This window comes from Acinetobacter sp. R933-2 (assembly GCF_030325485.1).
GTDB classification, from domain to species: Bacteria; Pseudomonadota; Gammaproteobacteria; order Pseudomonadales; family Moraxellaceae; genus Acinetobacter; species Acinetobacter sichuanensis.
Window position 1 is genome coordinate 241,127 of the sequence record NZ_JACAIJ010000006.1, and the last position, 19,134, is coordinate 260,260.

At 36.9% G+C, this 19,134-nt stretch carries 16 protein-coding genes; 12 read left to right on the forward strand and 4 right to left on the reverse strand.

Features of this window, described 5'->3' with window-relative positions; genetic code table 11:
• Positions 1-9 precede the first annotated feature (9 nt).
• The 9 genes from phnX to HX005_RS09505 all read left to right on the forward strand — a co-directional run bounded on the left by phnX (position 10) and on the right by HX005_RS09505 (position 11,559).
• Entirely contained in the window at positions 10-825 is an 816-nt protein-coding gene (gene phnX, locus HX005_RS09465) for a phosphonoacetaldehyde hydrolase (protein WP_286377149.1), read from the forward strand.
• 266 nt (positions 826-1,091) lie between these two features.
• Positions 1,092-2,132 (forward strand): DUF6396 domain-containing protein, encoded by a 1,041-nt coding sequence (locus HX005_RS09470; protein ID WP_286377150.1) that lies wholly within the window; start codon positions 1,092-1,094, stop codon positions 2,130-2,132.
• A gap of 178 nt (positions 2,133-2,310) precedes the next feature.
• Positions 2,311-2,718, forward strand: a complete 408-nt coding sequence (locus HX005_RS09475) for a cation efflux protein, CzcI-like (RefSeq protein ID WP_286377151.1) — start codon at positions 2,311-2,313, stop codon at positions 2,716-2,718.
• A 49-nt stretch (positions 2,719-2,767) separates the two neighbouring features.
• Positions 2,768-4,126 carry a TolC family protein gene (locus tag HX005_RS09480; RefSeq protein WP_286377152.1) on the forward strand — a complete coding sequence of 453 codons (1,359 nt, stop codon included), beginning with the start codon at positions 2,768-2,770 and terminating at the stop codon, positions 4,124-4,126.
• 1 nt (position 4,127) lies between these two features.
• Entirely contained in the window at positions 4,128-5,414 is a 1,287-nt protein-coding gene (locus HX005_RS09485; RefSeq protein WP_286377153.1) for an efflux RND transporter periplasmic adaptor subunit, read from the forward strand.
• A complete protein-coding gene (locus HX005_RS09490; protein WP_286377154.1) occupies positions 5,404-8,562 on the forward strand; it encodes an efflux RND transporter permease subunit in 3,159 nt (1,052 codons plus the stop codon). The genes HX005_RS09485 and HX005_RS09490 overlap by 11 nt, the downstream gene beginning before the upstream one ends.
• A gap of 194 nt (positions 8,563-8,756) precedes the next feature.
• Positions 8,757-10,535, forward strand: coding sequence for an amidohydrolase (locus tag HX005_RS09495; protein WP_286377155.1), 1,779 nt, complete (start codon positions 8,757-8,759; stop codon positions 10,533-10,535).
• Between the two features lie 67 nt (positions 10,536-10,602).
• Positions 10,603-11,334 carry a hypothetical protein gene (locus HX005_RS09500; protein ID WP_286377156.1) on the forward strand — a complete coding sequence of 244 codons (732 nt, stop codon included), beginning with the start codon at positions 10,603-10,605 and terminating at the stop codon, positions 11,332-11,334.
• Positions 11,335-11,445: 111 nt separating this feature from the next.
• Entirely contained in the window at positions 11,446-11,559 is a 114-nt protein-coding gene (locus HX005_RS09505) for a hypothetical protein (RefSeq protein ID WP_107008717.1), read from the forward strand.
• 170 nt (positions 11,560-11,729) lie between these two features.
• Here HX005_RS09505 and ilvA read toward each other — a convergent pair whose 3' ends face one another.
• Positions 11,730-13,268, reverse strand: coding sequence for a threonine ammonia-lyase, biosynthetic (gene ilvA, locus HX005_RS09510; protein ID WP_286377157.1), 1,539 nt, complete (start codon positions 13,266-13,268; stop codon positions 11,730-11,732).
• Positions 13,269-13,383: 115 nt separating this feature from the next.
• On the opposite strand from ilvA, the gene rpiA reads away from it, so the two are divergent.
• The 3 genes from rpiA to HX005_RS09525 all read left to right on the forward strand — a co-directional run bounded on the left by rpiA (position 13,384) and on the right by HX005_RS09525 (position 16,377).
• On the forward strand, positions 13,384-14,055 hold the full coding sequence (rpiA, locus tag HX005_RS09515; protein WP_107008774.1) for a ribose-5-phosphate isomerase RpiA: 672 nt from the start codon (positions 13,384-13,386) through the stop codon (positions 14,053-14,055).
• A gap of 181 nt (positions 14,056-14,236) precedes the next feature.
• Positions 14,237-14,917: a YgjP family zinc-dependent metalloprotease gene (locus HX005_RS09520; RefSeq protein ID WP_286377158.1), complete on the forward strand. Its 681-nt coding sequence runs from the start codon at positions 14,237-14,239 to the stop codon at positions 14,915-14,917.
• 209 nt (positions 14,918-15,126) lie between these two features.
• A complete protein-coding gene (locus tag HX005_RS09525; RefSeq protein ID WP_286377159.1) occupies positions 15,127-16,377 on the forward strand; it encodes a tetratricopeptide repeat protein in 1,251 nt (416 codons plus the stop codon).
• Between the two features lie 125 nt (positions 16,378-16,502).
• Here the strand turns inward: HX005_RS09525 and HX005_RS09530 are convergent, their stop codons facing one another.
• From HX005_RS09530 to HX005_RS09540, 3 genes are all read right to left on the reverse strand, one after another.
• Complete coding sequence (locus tag HX005_RS09530; RefSeq protein WP_286377160.1) at positions 16,503-16,973, reverse strand: hypothetical protein; 471 nt, start codon at positions 16,971-16,973, stop codon at positions 16,503-16,505.
• A gap of 150 nt (positions 16,974-17,123) precedes the next feature.
• Positions 17,124-18,044: an ornithine carbamoyltransferase gene (argF, locus tag HX005_RS09535; RefSeq protein ID WP_286377161.1), complete on the reverse strand. Its 921-nt coding sequence runs from the start codon at positions 18,042-18,044 to the stop codon at positions 17,124-17,126.
• 127 nt (positions 18,045-18,171) lie between these two features.
• Positions 18,172-18,828, reverse strand: coding sequence for a TetR/AcrR family transcriptional regulator (locus HX005_RS09540; RefSeq protein WP_286377162.1), 657 nt, complete (start codon positions 18,826-18,828; stop codon positions 18,172-18,174).
• Between the last annotated feature and the right edge of the window lie 306 nt (positions 18,829-19,134).

Consider the following 19,134-nt stretch of genomic DNA (forward strand, 5'->3'; position numbering starts at 1 on the left):
GACAAACTTATGAACACTTCAAATTCAGTATTACAAGCCATCGTTTTTGATTGGGCAGGTACAACAGTAGATTTTGGATCACGCGCACCAATTTTGGCATTTATGGCGTTATTTGCAGAGAATAAAGTTGAAATTTCAATTGAAGAAGCACGTGCACCCATGGGTTTGGAAAAACGTGATCATATTGCTGCTGTGTTAAAAATGCCACGTGTTGCAGATGCATGGCAACAGGCACATGGCGCAGAAGTGACAGTGGCAGATATCGACCGTTTATATCAAGACTTTATTCCATACCAATTAAAAACCATTCCACAATGTTCACAATTGATTTCAGGTGCATTAGAAGCTTTTGCAGATATTCGTGCGCGTGGCGCAAAAATTGGCAGTAACACAGGTTATGCGTCGATGATGATTGGTCAGTTAGTTCAAGATGCTGCTGATCAAGGTTATGTACCTGATTGTATTATTACTGCAAGTGATGTGAAGCATGGTCGTCCATATCCTGAAATGCTTTGGAAAAACCTCATTGAACTTGATGTTTCTGACATTAAAACAGTGGTAAAAGTTGATGATACTGTGGTGGGGATTGAAGAAGGCTTAAATGCTGGCTGTTGGACAGTCGGCTTGGCAGTCAGTGGTAATGAAGTCGGTTTAAGTTTTGATGAGTGGTCAGCACTTTCTAGCGCTGAACAAGCAAACTTAAAAGAAAAAGCCTATGCGAAAATGAATGCTTCAGGTGCACACTATGTCATTGATAGTATTGCTGATCTGCCTGCGGTATTAGATGCAATTGAGCAGCGCCTAGCAAATGGTGAAAAGCCTTAATGCAGTTTTTGTATAAAAAAATACCAGTCTTGATGGCTGGTATTTTTGTAAATGAAGCTTTAGTCATTTTTATAATCACAGTATAGTTTTATTTTACTGATAAAAATAATTTTGTGATGCTAGATAAAATCATAGTGGGTATTTTGATCATCTTTGTTTGCTTGATCATGATTAAAGGTTGTGTATTGAACGCTTTAAAATGTGCACATATATCATTAGGAGATTCGATACCATCAACAGAATGTGATCCTGAAAGACAAAAACAAATGAAAATATCGAAGGAAATGAGCCATGTCTTTATGGAAAAACATTCATCATTTCAATGCCGTGCCGAAATCAAACCCAAGATACAAGCACAGATTGATCAAATTTATCAATATGCCTATTATCAAGAACTCAAAAATCAAGACAGTGAAGACCCTAAAGTTTGGAATGAAATTGCAAGATATTATCGTATCGCGGCAGAATATGGCGATTATCGTGCGAATGAGCGTTTACAGTCTTTAATTAAACTTGAAAAAATCTCAATAGATCAAATGTCCCAAGCAGAGGCATTAAAAACCTTAATTGATCGTTTAGCGCAAGATTTGCCTGCACGTGCAAAATATTTACATTATTTATCAAATACCGCACCAGATCCTAAATATCAACTGCTACCTGATGCAGCACTTTTAGGTGACGCCGATGCTCAGCAGTATTTTTCTGGAAACTTACTGGGCTTTCAGGAGGATGAAACCATAACGAAACGGATTAAATTATTTGATCAAGTACGTCTATGTGCTTCTAAAAATGGCAATTGGACGGCAACAAACGGTTTGGAAGATGAAACCAATAGTCAAATTTTGTATGCTGACAAAGAAAATCCTGCGTTGTTGGCACAATCTTTAGCTTATAAACAATTGGCACTTAAACAAGGGGATGCGGCAATGGCGATCACCTTAGCAGACGCTTTTAATTTAACTAAACCTGAAACTGAGCAGGATCAATTTGATTATAAAGAAAAATATTTAGGTGTGGAAAATGATCTAGAACGTAGCCAACGCTATATAAAAATAAATGAAATTTTAAATAATGCCCCTTATCAGGGTGAAGAAATCGTCCTTTCTGATTTAGATGAAATCGTTCCTTTACCGCCTAAAAAATTACCAAAATGGGATGGTAAACTCGCGATTCAACGTTGGTATGAAGGTCAAACGCATGAAAAACCAAGTGAAATATTGATCATGAAACTCGCCCAAGAAAAAGGTTTAGACCCCAAAACAGGAAAACCAATGGTCGTTTTGCAGTTGATGAAAAAGTCACAATAAGCAAATCTTTAATGGATTTTATGATGAAAAATATTTTAATCAGTCTTAGTCTTTTTAAGTGTTATTGTTTTATTAAGTATTATTCTGTATTGAAAAGTGAACTAATTTCACATTTGTAATTTTATAACAAGGCGAATTTCGCTATGCTATAGCGGTTTATGGGTGCATTGATCTAAAAATGTTGAAACGAAGTGGTTGGATTACATTGCTCTTTGCTTTGCTGACGTTCCAAAGTCTTTGGAATGTTGCGGCGGCATTTTGCGTGCATGAAGAAACTACATTCAGCCAGAGTTCAACGCAACATTTTGGTCATCATCAAATGACTCAGTCTTGTCAAAGTGAATTTAAAATCTCACATGCACCTAGTCATCTTTCCAGTGATTTTTCATTTTTAGAGGATGATCATCAAGATCATTTACCCTCATTTAATGCCATGATTTTGGTCGAAGAACAAGACCATTTTATATTTTCAAATCGTCAAATCATTGCATTAGTCAATGCATTACCTTGGTATAATTTTTATCAATCGCCTGATCTGACATTAAATAACCCGCCTCCAATTTTAGCCCCACTACAGGTGGGGTAGTCGCAAACAGCCCACCACTTTTCTTTATTTTTAAAAGTGGGGCATGTTCATGTCAAAAAAATATTTTCAACAACAATCACATGTTGTTGCACAACAATGCTTTAGGCTTAAACATATTGCTTGTAGTGTCGCTTTATTTACATTCGGCTCGTGGGTCAATGCTGCACCAATTTCATTGCAACAAGCACTTGAAAAGACACAGGCTTATCAAGCATCACAGCATATTTGGACTATACAAAGCAATATTGATACTGCCAATGTGAAGCAAAGTCAGTTATGGAAAAACCCTGAGCTGAGTATAGAACAAACAGGTTTTGATTCTAATCAAGAACAAGAGCTATCTATTGGTATTTCACAAGAACTGGATGTGTTTGGTGTCAGAAAAGCCAATCGTCAACTGGCGGTATTGGCACAAGATCAAAGTGCATTACAGCAGCAGATTTATCAGGCACAACTTGAACTCGCAGTAAAATATCTATGGTCACAATTGGCGGTTGCTGAGTTAGAAAAGCAGATTACACAAGCTCAATTGAGTGTCAGTGAGGCAAATGTCAATGCGATTCAAAAAAGGTTTCAAGCAGGCAGTGTTGCAGAAGTTGATTTAAAGCGTGCAAAACTCAGCCATAGTGAAAATATACGTTTATTTAAACAAGCAGATTTACAAGTTCAATTGGCACAGCAACAACTGTCCAGTGTGTGGGGCGAGTCAGATAAAACATTAAGTGTGACAATGCGTCCATCATTGTTGTGGCCGAGTGCAAGTCATGACAATGTTCAGCGTTATTTGACAGAAAATTATATTGAAAAATCTCGTCAATTACAGCTAAAAATCTCCAATGCACAAATAGAACAAAGTAAGGCAGTCAGCCGTCCAAATCCCACAGTCAGTTTTGGTGTGAATCGTAGTAAATCACCTGAAAATTCAAGTGAAAATCAAATGATGTTAGGGCTAAGTCTGCCACTTAATATTTTTGATCGTCAACAATATCGCGTGCAGGTTCAACAACAAAAACAAGAGGCACTCACTCAACAACAGTCTTTTTATACACAGCAAAATGCTTTACGCATTGGGACTTTATTGACCGAATTACAAGGTTTAGAAGTGCAGTTTAAAGAGATTGAACACACTCAACTTGTGCTTGCCACTGAAGTACAGCAAAAAACTCTACTTGGATTTAGTGCAGGAAAATTTGCTTTAACAGATGTACAGCAAGCGACTTTGCAGCTGCAAGAGATTCGTCAACGTAAAGTTGAATTGTTAAAACGCGCATGGCAAAACGCAATCACGGCTGAAAGTTTAAGCCTTGGTCTAGAACCCAGTGCTGTCATGTCAAATGATAGCTTAGCTGGAATTAATCAAAACCTTTGGGACAATATTCAGTCATTGCCAACAGTAGGGGGAAACTAAAATGATCAAACAAAAATTAGATTTAAATACACAATCAGGAAAAGTTTCTCAGCCTATTTTGATCCTCATTGCTGTCATCAGTACTGCAATTTTAGCTGCGGCATTGATGTGGTGGACGAAAGATCAAGCCAAAACAGATGAACATGGGCATGGTGCAGAAGAATCACATGCGGAGGAAAAAGAACATGCACATGAAGAAGGTGAGGAAGGGCATGTGCATGAAGAAGATGAACATGCAGAAGAAGGGCATACAGAAAGTATTGCTTTAACTGCACAACAGTTGGTTGAACAAGGGATTCAATTAGCTAAAGTTGAACAAGGCAGTGTAATGAAGTTGGCAACTTATCCTGCAAAATTGACGGTGAATACTGACCAGCAAGCCCATGTTTCACCTAATTTTAGTGGTCATGTCGAGGCAGTTTATGTGCAGTTGGGACAATCTGTTCAGAAAGGGCAAGTGTTGGCAACTTTACTTGTTCCCGATTTGGTTGACCAACAAGCTAACTTAAAATTAGAGCAAGCCAATTTACAACTAGCAAAACAAGATTATGAGCGTGAACGTCAACTTTGGCAGCAAGGTATTTCTGCTAAACAAGATTATCAACGTGCATATAACGCCTATCAACAAGCACAAATTCAAGTACAAGCAGCTCAATCTCGCTTAAGTGCTTTTGGTGCGGCAAGTTCCAGTCGTGGGCAATATCAGCTTAAAGCACCCATTTCAGGCGTGATCAGTAAAAAAGATTTGGTCGTGGGTGAAAATGTGCAACTTGCAGATCAGCTTTTTGTGATTGATCAGTTGAATCAATTATGGCTTGAATTTATTGTGCCGCATGCTGATGTACAACATTTTAGTCCAAACCGAAAAATTAACTTTAAATCATTACAGTCAGGCAATCATTTTCAAGCAGAAGTGCAAAGTTTAAATACTGAAGCAGATGCACAAACAGGACGTTTACAAGTCAGAGCTAAAGTCTTGTCACAGTCGGTAGAGTTGAAGCCCAATTTAATGGTCAATATTTTATTAGAACAAGGCACGACACAAGGTATTCGTATCCAAAAAAGTGCAATACAGCAAGTTGAAGGACAAAATGTTGTATTTGTTGCGAAAAATCATGATCAAAAAATAGAGTTTAGCGCCCAACCTGTACAATTAAATACTGAAGTTGATGATCCTGAATGGGTCAGTGTGATTTCTGGTGTCAGTGTTGGACAACAATATGCAGTGCAAGGGAGTTTCTTACTAAAATCAGAATTAGAAAAAGGAGAGGCGACCCATGAACACTAACTCGCCTCAAAACGGACATCATTTACCCAAGCCCGAAGGCTGGTTTGACCGTATTATTCAGTTTTCTATTCAAAATGCGATTTGGGTCATGCTCTTTGTGGTGGCGTGGATTGGTGTAGGAATTTATAGCTATCAAAAATTACCCATCGATGCTGTTCCTGATATTACCAATACGCAAGTGCAAATTAATACCCAAGCCAATGGTTTTACTGCTTTAGAAACGGAGCAACGCATTACCTATCCGATTGAAAATGCGATGTCAGGTTTGCCAAAACTCGAACAAACACGTTCGATTTCACGTTATGGTCTATCGCAAGTCACCATTATTTTTGAAGATGGAACCGATATTTACTGGGCACGGCAGTTGATTAATCAACGTTTACAAGAAGCTGCAAGTGAAATTCCAGTAGGTATTCAGCCCACGATGTCCCCGATTTCTACAGGCTTAGGTGAAATTTATCAATGGGTGATTAAAGCTGAGCCAAATGCAAAAAAACCAGATGGAACGCCCTATAGTGCAATGGATTTACGCGAAATCCAAGATTGGGTGGTACGTCCACAGTTACAGCGAGTTGCTGGCGTTGCTGAGGTCAATAGTATTGGTGGCTTTAATAAAACCTTTGTTGTAGCCCCTGATTTAACACGTTTGCAGCAATTACAAATTCCATTAAGTGATTTGCAAACAGCTTTAACTGAAAATAATGAAAACCGTGGCGCAGGTTATATTGAAAAAAATGGGCAACAACTCACTGTTCGTGTACCGGGAACACTTAATAGCCTAAGTGATATTGAGAATATCAGTATCGCCAATAAAAATGGTTACCCAATTCGTGTTGCAGATATTGCGACAGTTTCTGTTGGGTATGACTTACGTACTGGTGCAGCAACCTATAATGGCGAAGAAGCTGTACTCGGGATCGCCATGATGATGATGGGAGAAAATAGTCGAACCGTTGCCCAAGCGATTGATGCGAAAGTACAAAGTATTCAAAGCAGTTTACCCAAAGGTGTGATCATCGAAACCGTTTATGATCGTACTCATTTGGTTGATCGTGCCATTAAAACTGTACAAAAAAATTTGGTTGAAGGCGCAATTTTAGTCATCATTATTTTGTTCTTATTTTTGGGAAATATTCGTGCAGCGTTAATCACCGCATGTGTTATTCCTTTATCCATGTTGTTTACTTTGTCAGGCATGGCAGAACAAAAAATTAGTGCCAACTTAATGAGTTTAGGCGCATTGGACTTCGGGATTATTGTGGATGGTGCGGTGGTCATCGTCGAAAACTGTATTCGACGCCTTGCTGAAGCACAAAAACATCGAGGGCGTTTATTGACACGTTCCGAACGTTTTACTGAGGTTTTTTTAGCAGCGAAACAGGCACGACGTCCTTTAATTTTTGGTCAATTGATTATTCTTGTCGTGTATTTACCGATCTTTGCTTTGTCTGGGGTTGAGGCAAAACTCTTTCATCCGATGGCAATGACGGTGGTTTTAGCCTTACTTGGTGCAATGATTTTATCCGTCACTTTTGTTCCTGCGGCTGTGGCATTATTTGTTAATGGTGCTGTAAAAGAAACTGAAAGTCGTTGGATGCATGGTTTAAAAACACGCTATGAAAAAATGTTGGATTGGGCGTACGAATTTCGAGGTTTTGTTTTAACAGTTGCATTATGTATTTTAGTTTTAACGGGGGTTTTAGCCACAAAAATTGGAAGCGAGTTTGCACCACAACTGAGTGAGGGAGATTTTGCAGTACAACAAATGCGCTCACCGAGTACAGGGCTAGAGCAGTCCTTACGGATGCAAGAAAATACAGAAAAATTATTGTTAAAAAAATTCCCTGAAATAAAAGCAATTTTTGCCCGAACAGGAACAGCAGAAGTTGCAACGGATGTTATGCCACCCAATATTTCCGATGCTGTTCTATTATTAAAGCCATGTGATCAATGGTCAAATCCAAAAGAAAGTATTGATGAATTACGTCAACGTATGATTGCATTTTTGGACACTTTACCCGGAAATAACAGTGAGTTTTCACAGCCGATTGAGCTACGTTTTAATGAACTGATTTCAGGTGTACGTAGTGATGTCGGAATCAAAATTTTTGGTGATGATATGGAGGTTTTGAACCAAGAAGCCAATCGTATTGCACAAAAAGTTCGGGCTATTTCAGGGGCAACTGCCGTCAATGTTGAACAAACCAGTGGGCTGCCTTTATTAAATATTGATATCGATAATACCAAAGCTGCACAATATGGTTTATCTATAAAATCTATTCAAGACTTAGTGGCAATGAGTATGGGTGGACAAAGTGTGGGCATGATTTTAGAAGGAGACAAACGCTTTGATTTTGTAGTGCGTTTAGATGAAGCACAACGCACACCTGAGCAATTGGCACAACTTCCAATTCAACTACCCAATGGTGGTTTGATCCAACTACAAGATGTCGCAAAAGTTGAAAATATTTTAGGAATCAACCAAGTCAGTCGTGAAAATGCCAAACGTCGTGTGGTGGTGACTGCCAATGTAGAAGGGCGTGATTTAGGTTCCTTTGTCAAAGAACTACAGAGCACTTTAGCCAAAGACACTTTACCTAGTGGTTACTGGTTAGATTATGGCGGTCAATTTGAAAATCTGATGTCAGCAAAAGCACGTATGCAATTGGTTGTACCCTTGGCTTTGATCACGATTTTTATTTTATTAATGGCTGTATTCCACAGTATAAAAGAAAGTCTTTTAGTGTTTTCAGGTGTGCCATTTGCATTATGCGGTGGGCTTGTTGCACTTTGGCTCAGAGATATTCCATTATCAATGTCGGCAGGGATTGGTTTTATTGCTTTATCGGGTGTAGCTGTGTTAAATGGTTTGGTGATGTTGACGTTTATTAAAGAATTACGTCAACAATTTGATATTCATCATGCCACATGGCAAGGTGCAGTGATGCGTTTACGCCCTGTATTGATGACGGCTTGTGTCGCATCTTTAGGTTTTGTACCGATGGCATTGGCAACGGGTACAGGTGCTGAAGTACAACGTCCATTGGCAACTGTCGTGATTGGTGGAATATTATCATCTACAGCATTAACTTTAGTGCTTTTACCTGTGCTTTATCGTTGGATCAATGAAAGAAAAGTAATGAAATAAGTCTTTGAAATGTTTAAAAAGAGCATAAATGAAAGTTTGTGCTCTTTTTCTTTATACATTTAAATATATTGGTCAGGAAATAAATACAAAAAAAATCATTTGATAAATCAAGTTTATTTTCTACATGAAAAATAAAAAATATGTCTATAATCAATCAAGCGATAAAAAATGATAATGAAATGAGGATGAGACAAATGATACAAAATAAATTTTCTCTAGGTTTAAGTGCTTTATTATTTTCACATGTTGCATTGCTCAGTGCATGTAGTTCCACATCTTTTCAAACACAGCGAGATTTGCCACATACTTTATTAGACCAACCGCAAAATCATGACACAAGCTCGTTACTTGTCTATGGTGGTTCTATTTTAACCATGCAGGGTGATCAGCCGCAGTATGTAGAAGCCATGTTGATTGAAAATGGAATCATTCGTTTTACTGGAAAATTAGTCGATGCTGAAAAAATAGCAGCTCAAGCACAACGTTTAGATTTAAAAAATAAAACCGTGATCCCTGGCATTATTGATGCACATAGTCATTTAAACTCAGTGGGTATGCAACAAACTGTCGCAAACTTATATTCACCTCCTGATGGTAATGTGGTTAATATTACGACTTTAGTTCAGGCAATGAAAAACTGGGCAGCACAAAACCCTGATTTTATTCAAGCAACTTCAGGCTGGATCATTGGTAATGGTTATGATGATGCACAATTACAAGAAAATAAGCATCCTACAGCAAGCGATTTAGATCAAGTTTCAACCACACAGCCTGTTTTGATTTTACATCAATCAGGTCATCTTGCTTCTGTGAATCATAAAGCTTTAGCATTGCTCAATATTACTTCTGCGACGAAAAACCCAGATGGGGGTGTCATCCGTCGTGTAAATGGTACAAATGAACCGAATGGCGTATTGGAGGAAAGTATTGTCATTCAAGCGATGATGCAAGCATTTAAAACTGTGCCTCCACAAATGATGGAAAAAATGGCATTAAAAGCAGTCAACACCTATGTGGAAAATGGCTATACCACTGTACAAGAAGGACGTGCAGATCATGGAACCACTGAGTTATGGCGTAGTCTAGCCAATCGAAATCAATTACCAATTGATGTGGTGTCATATCCAGATATCAGTTCTGAACAAAGTTATATGTTACAACACGGTAGCAGTAAAAATTACCAAAATCATTTTCGCATAGGTGGGGTGAAAATCAGTTTAGATGGTTCACCACAGGGTAAAACAGCATGGTTGACGCAGCCTTATCGCGTACCACCTGAAGGAATGGATAAAAATTATCGGGGCTATCCTGCATTTGCACAACAACAAGATGTACAGAAAATGATTGATTTAGCATTTCAACATGATTGGCAAATTTTAGCACATGCCAATGGTGATGCAGCGATTGATCAATATCTCAGTGTGATTACAAATTCACAGAAACATTTTCCAACAGCACAACGCCGTGATGTGATTATTCATGCGCAAACGATGCGTGAAGACCAATTAGACCAAGCTAAAAAATTAAAGCTTATTCCTTCATTTTTTTCACTGCATACTTATTATTGGGGCGATTGGCATGTCGCACAAACCTTAGGTGAGCAACGTGCATCACGTATTTCGCCTACAGGTTCAGCACTGAAACGTGGCATGATCTTTACTCAACATCATGATGCACCTGTGATTCCGCCAAAAAGTATGATGGTGTTAGATGCAACGGTAAATCGCACGACACGGAGCGGTAAGGTGTTAGGTGCAGAGCAGCGAGTAAGTCCTTATATTGCCTTAAAAAGTGTGACAGATTGGGCGGCATATCAATATTTTGAGGAAAAGCAAAAAGGTACATTAGAACAAGGGAAATATGGTGATTTTGTGATTTTAAGTGATGATCCATTGAAAATAGATAGTCAAAAAATTAAAGACATTCAAATCTTGGCAACGTATAAAGAAGGTAAGCTGATTTATCAGCGCTAACTTTATATTGAACGAGTTAGAGTAGGTTATAAGATTTGCAGCGATATTGACTAAAATGGATGGCATGATGTCGGTTATTTTACCAAAAGATTTAATTGATTTTTTAGCTATGCCATTTGAAATGGAAATGATGTGTCTACCTTGTCATTATCCAGATATCGCTTCATTTTTGGACTTTCAAGAGGGTTATCGATTTTGTGGAAACTCAGCAACTGATTTAATTGGACATCAAGCAGGGGATTGGCATCCAGATGCTTATGTTATCGCAGTGAATTATTTTGCTGATCCCTTTGTGATTTATTTGACAGCTTCTGCGCAAGGTTTCCCTGTGTATTATGCTCAACATGGCGCAGGGCGTTGGGATTTTGAAAAAATTGCTGAAAATTTAGATCAGTTTCAGCAAGATTTAAAATATTTTCAAACTTTAGAACAAGATAAACTAAAATTTGCAGCATATATTCAACAACATAAAGATTTAAAAATAGAACTATGGAATGAGTTATATTGTTCATTGCAAAATACTCAAACTTCACAGTTAAATGAAAATACTGTTGTTGAAGAATATACACCTTTGATTTACGGAAAATTAATATTAACTGAAATAGGTCAGCATAAATTAAAAGTCGTGAGTTTTATCAAACAGTATTTGAAGCTAACAGGTGCCGAAGCTTTACATTGTATTCAGCAACTTCCTTTAGAGATCGAAACAGGCTCACAGCGACATTGTCAACGTATACAAATACAACTCGAAAATATCGGTGCGATGACTAAATTTTTAGCCAATGAAAATCAAGTTTAAATGGATATTCTTATATATGATAATGAAATATAACGTTTTTATTTTTAATATTGGCTTTTTTGAAAACAAATAGTTAGTATGTTTATGCTAAATTTAAATTTGGATTGTAGTATGAATTTTTTTAAAAAGAAAAATAAAGCCAGTTTTGTTTTTTTCATTATTACGCTTTATTCATTTCTTGGTTTTGCTTTGGGGTATATCATTTGGGAATTTGTCTTACAGTAAAATAATATTTGAAGTTTGAGTTTCTCTCCCGACCATCAAGCTAAATTAAAATGAGTGTATTTCAATATGCTCATTTTTTTATTTTATAAATTTAATGACAATACATAAAAGCAATCAATAAAAAAAGCCAGTCTATGAGCTATAAACTGGCTTTCATATTTAGACCAATATTACTTTAAGAAACGCTGATAACCTAAGTTATTGGTAATTTCCACATAAGGATAAGTAATCGTTTCCAATGTTTCGACTAAACCATCTGGGTTTTGCTGCGCATCTTCTGCTTCTAAGCCGACTAAAACACGTCCTTCTGCTGCACCGTGGTTACGATAGTGGAACAGGGTAATGTTATGGGTTGGACCCAGACGCTCTAAGAAAGTCAGCAACGCACCCGGACGTTCAGGGAATTCAACACGGAATAAACGTTCATTTGCAATGTCGGCATGACCACCGATCAAGTAACGGATATGCAGTTTTGCCACTTCATCATCAGATAAATCATCTACGTCATAATGAAGTTTTAAAGCTTCATAGATGTCGTGACGTTCTTTTTCACCTGATTTTAAGCTGATACCGACAAAAACTTGTGCTGCACTTGCATCACTTGCACGGTAGTTAAATTCAGTGATATTACGCCCTTGTAAGGCACGGCAGAAATTCAGGAACGCGCCTTTTTCTTCAGGAATAGTCACTGCAAAAATCGCTTCTTTACGCTCACCCAGTTCCGTACGCTCTGCGATGTAGCGTAGACGGTCAAAGTTCATGTTTGCACCGCAAACGATTGACACCATATTTTTGCCAACAAGTTCATGTTGTTCGACGTATTTTTTAATACCTGCTAAAGCCATTGCACCAGAAGGTTCAACGATACTACGACATTCATCATAAGTGTCTTTGATTGCCGCACAGATTTCATCAGTATTGACCAATACAACTTCACGTTCAACGATTGGACCTGAGTTATCTGATTTTTGTAATTGAATGACTTCAAAAGGTTTTTCGCCAATTTGAGCTACCGCCGTACCATCAGCAAATAAACCTACAGAAGGTAAAATCACACGTTCATTGGCTTCAAACGCTGCTTTTAAACATGCTGACTCATCATATTCCACAGGGATCACTTTAACATGTGGGGCAACATCACCCAAGTACGCTGCAACACCTGCGATGAGACCGCCACCGCCAACCGCAACAAAGACATAATCGACATCACGCCATTGACGTAAAATTTCATTGGCAATGGTGCCTTGACCTGCCATGACCAGTTCATCATCATACGGTGGAATAAATGTCATGCCTTCTTCAGTCGCACGTTGGATGGCATATTTATTGGCAACATCAAATGAGTCACCATGTAAAACCACTTCACCGCCTAAGCGTTTTACGGCTTGGACTTTAATGTCAGGTGTGGTTTTTGGCATCACAATAATGGCGCGAATACCCAACTTTTGTCCAGATAATGCCACGCCCTGAGCATGGTTACCCGCAGAAGCAGTAATAACGCCACGTTCCAACTGAGATTTCGGTAATTGACTGATACGGTTATAGGCACCGCGCAGTTTAAAGGAAAAGACAGGTTGCAAGTCTTCGCGTTTAAAGCGAATGTTGTTATTTAGTTTTTCACTAATTCGTGGCGCTGCTTCGAGTGGGGTTTCGATTGCAACGTCATAGACCGTTGCCTGTAATATTTGTCGAACCAAACGAGACAGCATGTTAATTTTCCATATAACAGTTTAAAATGAGCTTTGATTGTAACAAACCCCTGCACATTTGCGTTTTTAAATTATGCAAAATGTGCAGAAATTTGAAAATTTATTGAGAGAAGTCATGAGCCTTTATGCATCCCAAGATGAGAAAAAACAAGCAGCAGCCAAAGCAGCTTTAAAACACTTGCCAAAAGGGGGCATTTTAGGAGTCGGTACAGGCAGTACAGTTAATTTCTTAATTGAACTTTTACCTGAGCTGCAACTTGAAGCTGCGGTGGCGAGTTCAGAAGCAACGGCTCAACGTTTGAAAAAACTTGGCATTGAAGTTGTAGACATGAACCATGTTGGTGGTTTGGATGCCTATGTCGATGGTGCAGATGAAATTGATCGTCATATGCACATGATCAAAGGTGGTGGTGCTGCGCTTACGCGTGAAAAAATCGTGGCGTCTATTGCTAAGAAATTTGTGTGTATTGTCGATGATTCTAAATGGGTTGAGCAGTTAGGACGTGAATTTCCGCTGCCAATTGAAGTGATTCCAATGGCACGTTCTGCCGTGGCACGTAAAATTGTGTCTTTAGGTGGTGACCCTGTCTATCGTGAAGGCGTTGTGACTGATAATGGCAATGTGATTCTTGATGTTCACAACCTGAATATTTTGAATGCTTTAGAGCTTGAGAAAACTATCAATGATATTCCGGGTGTGGTGTGTAACGGTATTTTCGCCATTAACAAAGCAGATATTGCGGTTGTTGCAACGGACAATGGTATTGAAGAGCGTACAGCGGTTTAATTTGTTGATTTAATATGGTGCTTTATATAAGCCAAGTTGAACATTAATTAAATTTATATTGAAAGTTCCTTCTCCCTCAGGGATGAGTAGTGAAGCTACGCAAGAGGATGAAGGGATAAGCAAACCTCTCCCTAGCCCTCTCCTAAAAGGAGAGGGAACTCCAAATAAAATTATAGAATAAATGACCCCAAACCTCCCCGAAATTCAAATCACGCATCATGCACGAGCAACACGATTACGCTTGCGTGTCGAGCCAACGCAGATTCGTTTAACTGTGCCTCGTTTTTGTACCAAACGTCAGATTGCCGATTTTTTACAGCAGTCTGAGCAATGGATGATTGAAACATGGCAAAAACAACAGGAAAAAGCAGGGCAAGTTGATAAAGCATTACCGACTGAATTAAAGTTGTTTAATTTAGATCATTCTTTACAGGTTATTTACCAAGTTCAGAAAAATTCTTATGTTTTTGATGAACAAAATCATCAGCTTTTCATCAGTGATCGTGATTCTGCACGTTTTTTAAAAGCCTTTGTAATCGCTTATGCAAAGCATTATTTACCAATTTATTTGAAACAAGTTAGTGATGAAATTGGTTTAAAGTTTGCTGATTGCTCGATTCGTCAGCCCAAAACTCGTTGGGGCAGTTGTACAGCTCGGCATGATATTATGTTGAATAGTGCTTTAGTTTTAGTGGATCAACAGATTACACGTTATGTCTGTGTACATGAGTTGGCGCATACACGGCATTTTGATCATAGTTCTGCATTTTGGGCGGAAGTTGAAAAACATGATATGAATTATAAGAACCATCGTAAAATTTTAAAAAGTGGTGTGATGCCGTGGTGGTGGTTGGAAAAATAAAAAAGAGAATCGCATCATAGTATTGCTATTAACTTTATCAATGAGATGACCATAAAATCGCTTTAAAGCTGGATGTATAATGATGAGCAGGTTCATTACATTGAACAATTAACATTATTAAGTCATGATATTGTTTATAAATTTTCGTTATTCTAAATCTATTTTAAAAATATGAATGTTTGAATTATTCAACAGAAATGGAGTGAAAGTTGGAACAGATTCAGAGTACTCTTGCCGATTTAAATCAACAAAGTGAATCAGCATTTGCTGTTAGAAACTATCAAAAAGCCCTTGAAATTAATCAACAAGCTTTACTTATCAATCCACAAATGATAAATGCGCTTTCTAACATCGCATTTTGTGAATTAAGACTAGGCTTATATCAACAAGCATATACACATTATAATGAAATGTTGATTTTAAGTCAGGATCAAATGAGTCTTAATTTTTATGATGGTATGGCTGAAGTATGTTATTTCTTAGATAAAAAAGATGAACAACTTAAATATGGAAAATTAGCAATCGCGAAAAGAATAGAAAGTATTCATCATGAATTTTATACGCCACATAATTTTAGTGAAAGACCATGTTTTAGACCTGAAAATAAAACAGAAAATATTATTAGTTATTCTTTATTTGGTGAGCAGCCTCGTTATTGTGAAACAGCATTTTTAAATACATTACTCGCAAAGGAGATTTTTCCTGAGTGGACGATTCGTTTCTATGTGGATGAGACCGTTCCACAGCATGTCATTACACGTTTGAGTCAGTTGGGCGCTCAAATCATATATGTTTCTGAAGAACAGCGTAAAATTTCAGGGCTATTTTGGCGATTTTTTGTGGTTGATGATCCAAATGTAAAATATTTTTTAATCAGAGATGCCGATTCATTTTTATCATATCGTGAAAAAGTAGCAGTCGATGAATGGTTAAAATCATCAAAATGGTTCCATATAATGCATGATTTTTCTTCACATACTGAGTTGATGTTGGCTGGAATGTGGGGCGGTTGTCATGGAGTATTGAAAAATATATTCAATACGATTTTAAATTTTCAGCATTCAGGGTTAATGACGAATGCGAGAATTTCAGATCAAATTTTTTTAAGGCATTGTGTTTGGTCTGTGATAGAAAAAAGCTGTTTAAATCATGATAGCCAAGGTTATTTTGAGCATGCCAGTAATTTCCCTTTAGCTTTGAAAAAAGCGAATCATGAACATCGAGAAGATTTTCATGTTGGTGTAAACGAAGCAAATTTATATTATCAAATTGAATTATATGATAAAAATATAGAAAAAATTCAGTGGTCATTATTTGATGAAAATGAGAAAGAAGTGTGTCATTACTCAGTAAATCGAAAAAAAGATGAAAAGTTTTTTGAAGTTTTTTTACCTTATGAATATGCTGAAAAAATAAGATTAAATTTGTGGAAATTTATTTATCAGGGCGTGGAATCATGATACTCAGTTTAAGTCAGATATGAGTAAATATTTACCTATAAATCTGCATTTTAAATGCAGATTTTTCATGTGAATTTTTTTTGATATAACGATAAAATTTAGTCAGCTAATCGCACTGTTTAAGCTTAAAACTGACATTGTGAATTTTTTAATTCAACAGAATATTGCTTTTCATTTGTAGAAAGTTTCATACGTACCTCATAAGGATTAAGACGTTGAAATTGATGTTCAAAAAGTTGATCACAGTTTTTAATTAAATTATCAGTAAATAACTTTTTGATGTCTTGTGTATTTAGACTCTGAGCAAATTGTTTAAAATCAGGTGAGGTAATAATGCCTTCAATTTCAATGTAGTTTGAATGTAAACGTAACTTTTCAATCAGCGTATTTTGATCAATTTGTAAAGGTAATGTCCGTGAGTCCTCATCACTGAGATAGGTCAAAACTTCAGTCAATTTTTTATTGTTTTTAATTTTATAATCTGCACTTATTATTTTTTGTTGAATGAGATAATCATCCAGTTCAGTGGCTTGAGTTATTGCACACATTGAACTGAGTAAAAGGCTAGAGCTGAGTAAAAGTTTTATTAATTTCATGATTAAGTCTTATAAAAAGTATGGTTTTATTATATGCAATATAGATATGAATACTAGTGTGAAAAGTTAACTTTCAAGTATTGTTATTTTCTGAGGGATGATAATAAAAAAGGCTTTGATTCACAAAGCCTTTTTAAACATTTCAAATACTTATGCTTTCTTTAAATTTTCATTAATTAAAAATTCAACTAAAGCTTTTTGTGCATGTAAACGATTTTCTGCTTCGTCCCAAACCACAGCATTTTTGTGATCAAGCATATTCTCAGAAATTTCTTCACCGCGATGTGCAGGGAGGCAATGCATGAATAAGCAATCAGGATGAGCCAAATCCATTAATTTTTCATTGACTTGATAGTCTGCAAATGCTTTTTCACGGATTTTCTGTTCTTCTTCTTGTCCCATACTTGCCCAAACATCAGTGACAATCAGGTCAGCATTTACAGCAGCATCTTCAGCAGAATCAACAAGTTCAACACAATGCCCAAATTCAGATAAAAATTCAGATTTAGGTTCATAACCTTTTGGTGATGCAATTTTTAATTTAAAACCCCACATATGTGCAGCTTCCATATAAGAATTACACATATTATTGCCATCACCGATCCAAGCAACAGTTTTGCCTTGAATAGAACCACGATGTTCTACAAAAGTTTGTACATCTGCTAATAATTGACAAGGATGATGGTCATCAGTCAATGCATTAATCACAGGCACTGTTGAGTATTCTGCAAAGCGCTCCACAATATCATGACCAAATGTACGGATCATAATGATATCAAGCATACTTGAAATAACACGAGCTGAATCTTCAATCGGCTCACCGCGACCTAATTGTGTATCACGTGAAGAAAGAAAAATAGCACTACCACCAAATTGGCTCATACCTGCTTCAAAAGAAACACGTGTTCGCGTACTCGACTTTTCAAAAATCATGCCCATGACTTTACCAACAAAAGGCTGGAAAGTTTCATTGTTATGTTGTTTTCGCTTCAATTCTTGCGCACGCTCAATAATGCGGTTCAGTTCAGCAGTTGATAGGTCACGTAGTGTTAGAAAATGTCGTAGAGCCATGGTTACTCCACAATAATTGTATAGTCAAAACCAATAAGGGGATTGACCAACAATTCATTGTTGGTTGATTAAAAAACGAAAAAAAGAATCTTCTAATATACTATAACAGTATTGAAATGCAAAAAAACTAGACTTTTTGATGACCTTTTAGAAAATGATCGACACAATATTCAATATATTTGATGACTTCTTGTTCAGGTTGATCAATTTCCAGTCCCATAATAATGCGCCATTCATAATCTCTGAGTATTCCAAAATACATCATGGCAGAGCCTAAAGGGTTTTGACAATCGACCAAGCCTTGCAAATGTGCGCATTCTAAAGCTTTAGCGATGGTAATTTGAATAAAATGAGCACCTTTTTCATGAATATATAAAGCCAAATCAGGATTTTTTTGTGCCTGTTCAATAATTAGGCGGATAAAAGCTACATTTTCAGGTTTTTTAAGATGGAGGTAAAAATTGATTAAAGTTTGCACTAAATAGCTATGTAAATGATCTTTTTCTGAGTTATAGCAAGAACAAATATCTTTAAAAAACAACTCACGACGATAATCACAAATGGCTGTGAATAATCCTTCTTTATTGCCAAAATACTTATAAATAGAGGCTTTTGAGCCACCAGCATGATTTACGATATCATCGAGTGAAACAGCTTCATAGCCACGTTCTAAAAACAAATCATTTGCACTCAACAAAAGCGCCAAACGCCGTTCTTGCCCACGGCGAGTTTGTGGTTGCTCACCACAACCTAAAGCTTCAATTTCTGCGAAATGTTTTTGCATAAAGTAATAATTTCAATTCCTGTGTCTTTGTAATGATTATAGCAAAGATGTCAAGAAATTTCTGTTGAGAAATGACTGTATTATTTTGAAAGAAAATACTATTATTAAAATAGTGAATGGAAATTCATTATTTGTTTGACTAAAGTTTTAGAGCTTTTTACCTAAAAAGCCATAGCGTAGAAACTTTTTATAGCTATACTCAAATCTCGAAAAATATATAGACCACTGTGGAAAGGAATATGACACAAGAAACGTCTGCAGGCTTAAGATTTAGACAAGCACTGGAAGTGGAAAAACCATTACAAA

Bases quoted from the DNA above. Each gene is read 5' to 3' on its own strand.
- phnX (WP_286377149.1), top strand. From the start codon at position 10: ATGAACACTTCAAATTCAGTATTACAAGCCATCGTTTTTGATTGGGCA.
- HX005_RS09470 (WP_286377150.1), top strand. From the start codon at position 1,092: ATGAAAATATCGAAGGAAATGAGCCATGTCTTTATGGAAAAACATTCA.
- HX005_RS09475 (WP_286377151.1), top strand. From the start codon at position 2,311: ATGTTGAAACGAAGTGGTTGGATTACATTGCTCTTTGCTTTGCTGACG.
- HX005_RS09480 (WP_286377152.1), top strand. From the start codon at position 2,768: ATGTCAAAAAAATATTTTCAACAACAATCACATGTTGTTGCACAACAA.
- HX005_RS09485 (WP_286377153.1), top strand. From the start codon at position 4,128: ATGATCAAACAAAAATTAGATTTAAATACACAATCAGGAAAAGTTTCT.
- HX005_RS09490 (WP_286377154.1), top strand. From the start codon at position 5,404: ATGAACACTAACTCGCCTCAAAACGGACATCATTTACCCAAGCCCGAA.
- HX005_RS09495 (WP_286377155.1), top strand. From the start codon at position 8,757: ATGATACAAAATAAATTTTCTCTAGGTTTAAGTGCTTTATTATTTTCA.
- HX005_RS09500 (WP_286377156.1), top strand. From the start codon at position 10,603: ATGTCGGTTATTTTACCAAAAGATTTAATTGATTTTTTAGCTATGCCA.
- HX005_RS09505 (WP_107008717.1), top strand. From the start codon at position 11,446: ATGAATTTTTTTAAAAAGAAAAATAAAGCCAGTTTTGTTTTTTTCATT.
- ilvA (WP_286377157.1), bottom strand. From the start codon at position 13,268: ATGCTGTCTCGTTTGGTTCGACAAATATTACAGGCAACGGTCTATGAC.
- rpiA (WP_107008774.1), top strand. From the start codon at position 13,384: ATGAGCCTTTATGCATCCCAAGATGAGAAAAAACAAGCAGCAGCCAAA.
- HX005_RS09520 (WP_286377158.1), top strand. From the start codon at position 14,237: ATGACCCCAAACCTCCCCGAAATTCAAATCACGCATCATGCACGAGCA.
- HX005_RS09530 (WP_286377160.1), bottom strand. From the start codon at position 16,973: ATGAAATTAATAAAACTTTTACTCAGCTCTAGCCTTTTACTCAGTTCA.
- argF (WP_286377161.1), bottom strand. From the start codon at position 18,044: ATGGCTCTACGACATTTTCTAACACTACGTGACCTATCAACTGCTGAA.
- HX005_RS09540 (WP_286377162.1), bottom strand. From the start codon at position 18,828: ATGCAAAAACATTTCGCAGAAATTGAAGCTTTAGGTTGTGGTGAGCAA.